We start from the raw sequence: 3,585 nt of genomic DNA on the forward strand, positions 1-3,585 counted from the left end.
TGCGCCGCGTAGACGGAGTTCAGGAGGTAGTGCGCTGTCATGCCCTGGAGCAGGACGGAGGCGGCCTGGTCGGCCGGTACGGACTCCGGGACCGGGACCGCGATGTCCTCGGGGACCCGGACGAGTTCGGCATAGGAAGCGGGCGCCGCGCACCACGACACGCGGTCACCCACCGCCGTGTCGCGGACGCCCTCGCCCACCGCCACGACCGTGCCGGTGCCCTCCGAGCCGGGGATGTAGGGCAGGTCGGTGGGATAGAGACCCGTGCGGAAGTAGGTGTCGATGAAGTTCACGCCGATCGCGTCGGTGCGGACGAGCAGTTCTCCGGGGCCGGGTTCGGGGTCGGGTCTTTCGACGGAGACGAGGACGTCGGGACCACCGTGCTGTGCCACTTCGATCGCATGCATGCGGCTCACAGTATTCTGCAGACATGAGCGTGGAAACCCAGGTCGTGGCCGCACCGGCCGACATCGTCTCGTCCATCCGCAGCTTCGTCGCGGCGCACGGAGGTTCCGGCAAGGCCGTGCTGCAGCCCATCGGTCTGTCGGGCGTCCGCATCACCGTGGTCGCCGCCGACGGCACCCTCGGCGACCGTGTCGCGAAGGATCTGCCGACGGCGCGCGCCATCGTCGAGGAAATTCCTGACGTCACGGTCTCGGAGTGGGACCGCGAGGTCACCAGCATTGCGAACCCGCAGAAGGGCCATTGGGCGAGGATGGCCGGCTGGGTGGCGCGTCAGACCAAGTTCCCGAAGGCCCGCAACGAGCGCTGACAGGCCCGATATCCGTACGACGATCGCGGCCCCCTTCCCGGATTCGGGAAGGGGGCCGCGCCGGCTGCCGGTCAGACCGGAACGGGCTCGCGATCCGGGATGGTCGTGCGTGTCCGTCCGGCCGCCCAGACCGCGGCGGTGGCCGCCGTGCACAGTCCCGCCCCGGCGACGTGGCAGACGACCAGCACGGCGGGCACGTCCGTCCAGAACTGCACGAGGCCGATGCCGGCCTGCGCGACCACCAGGGCGAGCACGACCTTCAGACGGAGCGTGACGGCTCGCGGGGCGTGGACCGCGTAGACGGCGAAGGTCAGGCCGATCAGCAGCGCGAGATAGCCGACGAGCGCCTCGGCGTGCAGATGGACGAGATTGGTGATGTCGAGCGTGAGGCGCGGGACGGGATTCTCGACGCTCTTGTCGCCGGCGTGCGGACCGGCGCCGGTGACCATCGTGCCGAGCACGAGGACCACACCGAGCGCGACTCCCGACAGTGCGGTGAGCCATCGCAGCGGCGGGGGCAGCACCTGCACCACCGTGCCGTCGTCCGGCTCGCTCACCTTCGCGTAGAGCACCGTTGCCAGCCACACCATGAGCATCGACGCGAGCAGGTGGATCGCGACCGTCCACCAGGCGAGACCGGCCAGCACGGTGATCCCGCCGATGATCGCCTGCAGCACGGTGCCCGCGGGCATCACCCATGCCCAGGCGATGACCTCCTTGCGGCGACGGGCCCGGGTGACGGCCAGCACGATCGCGGCGGCGACGGCCACGACCACGAAGGTCAGCAGCCGGTTGCCGAATTCGACGATCTGGTGAAGCGTGTTCACCCCGCTCGACACACCCACCGGGACCAACGAGCCGGGGAAGCACTGCGGCCAGGTGGGGCAACCCAGTCCGGAGGCGGTGACGCGGACGACCGAGCCGGTCACGGCGATGCCACCCTGGGTGAGAATCGTGAGGAACGCGATGATCTTCTGCGTCCGCAACGAGGGCAGGGGAAGACGGTCGACAAGGCTCAGGTAGCCGCGATACAACACGATTCGATGGTACGGCGTGAACCACTACACGCTGTAGTTGGGTTGCGCCGGATCGGGTATCCCGTCGCTCAGGTGAACCGGAAGCATCTCGCCGCGGCGGTGCCGCCGATCACCGTCCACACCACGAGCGCGACGATCGACAGCCAGTCGAACACACCCGTCGTGGCGCTCTCGAGCGCAAGGGTCAGCGCCCCGGACGGGACGATCCGCAGCAGGTGGGCCACCGCTTCCGGGATCACGTCGCCGAGCACCACGATGCTGCCGATCCCGAGCAGCACGAACCACACGATGTTCGCGAGGGCGAGCACGATCTCGGCACGGAGCGTTCCGCCGAGGAGCAGACCCAGTGTCGCGAACATCACCGTGCCGAGGGCGATGACGACCGCCCCGATGAGCAGATCGACGGGGGAGGGTCGCCAACCCAGCGCCAGTCCTATCGTTCCGAGCAGCACGGACTGCAGGGCGACGACTATCCCCACGGCCGCGCTCTTCCCGGCGATGATTCCCCACTTGGGAAGCGCTGTCGCGCCGATCCGCTTGAGGGCGCCGTAGCGCCGGTCGAAGCCCACGGCGATCGCCTGCCCGGTGAACGCCGTCGACATCACCGCCACCATCATCACCGCAGGCAGCACGCGATCGACCCGCGCGTCGCCGAGATCGCCGATCGGCAGCAGGGACAGCCCGATCAACAGGGTGATCGGGATGAACATGGTCAGCAGGAGTTGCTCGCCGTTGCGCAGCAACAACTTCAGTTCCATGACTGTCTGCGCCGCGAGCATCTTCGACGGCGAGTTCGGCTGCGGTCGCGGGGTGAACGTCCCCTCCGCGAACCGGTTGTTCGCCAGACGATCGTGGGTCACGCTCACCCTCTCAACTCCCGACCGGTCAATTCGAGGAAGACGTCCTCGAGGCTGCGCTGATCCACGCGGATCTCGGTTGCCAGTGCTCCCAGGCTCGCGCACCAGGTCGCTGCCGCCGCCACGACCGACGGTTCGATCGTGCCCTCCACGAGATACCGCCCGGGATTGTCCTCACGGACCCGATGAGTGCCGGCAAGGGTCGACTGCAGTGCGCTCAGGTCGAGGCCGGCAGGCGCGGTCAGCCACAGCTGGCCCTCGGCGCCGTCGCGGGTGACCTCGTCGGGCGTGCCCGCAGCGACCACCCGGCCGTGATCGATGATGACGATCTCGTCGGCGAGTTCCTCGGCCTCGTCCATGAGATGAGTGGTGAGCAGCACGCTCACGCCGTCGCGGCGCAGCGCGTCGATCAACTCCCAGACGAGCAGCCGGGCCTGCGCGTCGAGGCCGGCCGTCGGTTCGTCGAGGAACACCAGTTCGGGGCGCCCGACCAGCGCGCACGCGAGCGCGAGACGTTGCTGTTGTCCGCCCGACAGCCGGCGGTAGGGGGTGCGGCGGGCGTCCGTGAGCCCGAGGCGCCGGAGCAGCCAGTCCGGATCGAGGGGGTCGGCCGAGTACGCCGCGACCAGGTCGAGCATCTCGCCGGCCCGTGAACCCGGATAGGCGCCTCCGCCCTGCAGCATCACCCCGATCCTGGGGCGGAGAGCGTCGGAATCGGCGACGGGGTCGAGACCCAGGACGCGGACGATACCGGCGTCGGGAGTGACGAACCCCTCGCACATTTCCACGGTGGTGGTCTTACCGGCGCCGTTCGGACCGAGAAGGGCGAGCACCTGGGCGCGTTCGACGGTCAGGTCGAGACCGTTCACGGCGGTGACGCCCCCGTAGGTCTTGACGACGCCGTCCAGGCGCACGGCCG

Annotated in this window: 5 protein-coding genes; 1 reads left to right on the top strand and 4 read right to left on the bottom strand. The window is 69.2% G+C overall.

Features of this window, described 5'->3' with window-relative positions; all coding sequences use genetic code 11:
* Positions 1 to 407, bottom strand: a 407-nt coding sequence (locus R1101_RS0118580) for an alcohol dehydrogenase catalytic domain-containing protein (RefSeq protein WP_026003449.1), incomplete at its 3' end; no start/stop codon positions are given.
* A 23-nt stretch (positions 408 to 430) separates the two neighbouring features.
* On the opposite strand from R1101_RS0118580, the gene R1101_RS0118585 reads away from it, so the two are divergent.
* Positions 431 to 772, top strand: coding sequence for a hypothetical protein (locus tag R1101_RS0118585; RefSeq protein WP_016934848.1), 342 nt, complete (start codon positions 431 to 433; stop codon positions 770 to 772).
* A 71-nt stretch (positions 773 to 843) separates the two neighbouring features.
* Here the strand turns inward: R1101_RS0118585 and R1101_RS0118590 are convergent, their stop codons facing one another.
* From R1101_RS0118590 to R1101_RS0118600, 3 genes are all read right to left on the bottom strand, one after another.
* Positions 844 to 1,809, bottom strand: a complete 966-nt coding sequence (locus R1101_RS0118590; RefSeq protein ID WP_016934849.1) for a COX15/CtaA family protein — start codon at positions 1,807 to 1,809, stop codon at positions 844 to 846.
* Between the two features lie 68 nt (positions 1,810 to 1,877).
* Positions 1,878 to 2,675 (bottom strand): ABC transporter permease, encoded by a 798-nt coding sequence (locus R1101_RS0118595; RefSeq protein ID WP_016934850.1) that lies wholly within the window; start codon positions 2,673 to 2,675, stop codon positions 1,878 to 1,880.
* A partial coding sequence (locus R1101_RS0118600) for an ABC transporter ATP-binding protein (protein ID WP_016934851.1) occupies positions 2,672 to 3,585 on the bottom strand: 914 nt, incomplete at its 5' end. The genes R1101_RS0118595 and R1101_RS0118600, both read right to left, overlap by 4 nt.

It is taken from the genome of Rhodococcus sp. R1101, from assembly GCF_000278445.1.
Taxonomy (GTDB): Bacteria; Actinomycetota; Actinomycetes; order Mycobacteriales; family Mycobacteriaceae; genus Rhodococcus; species Rhodococcus gordoniae.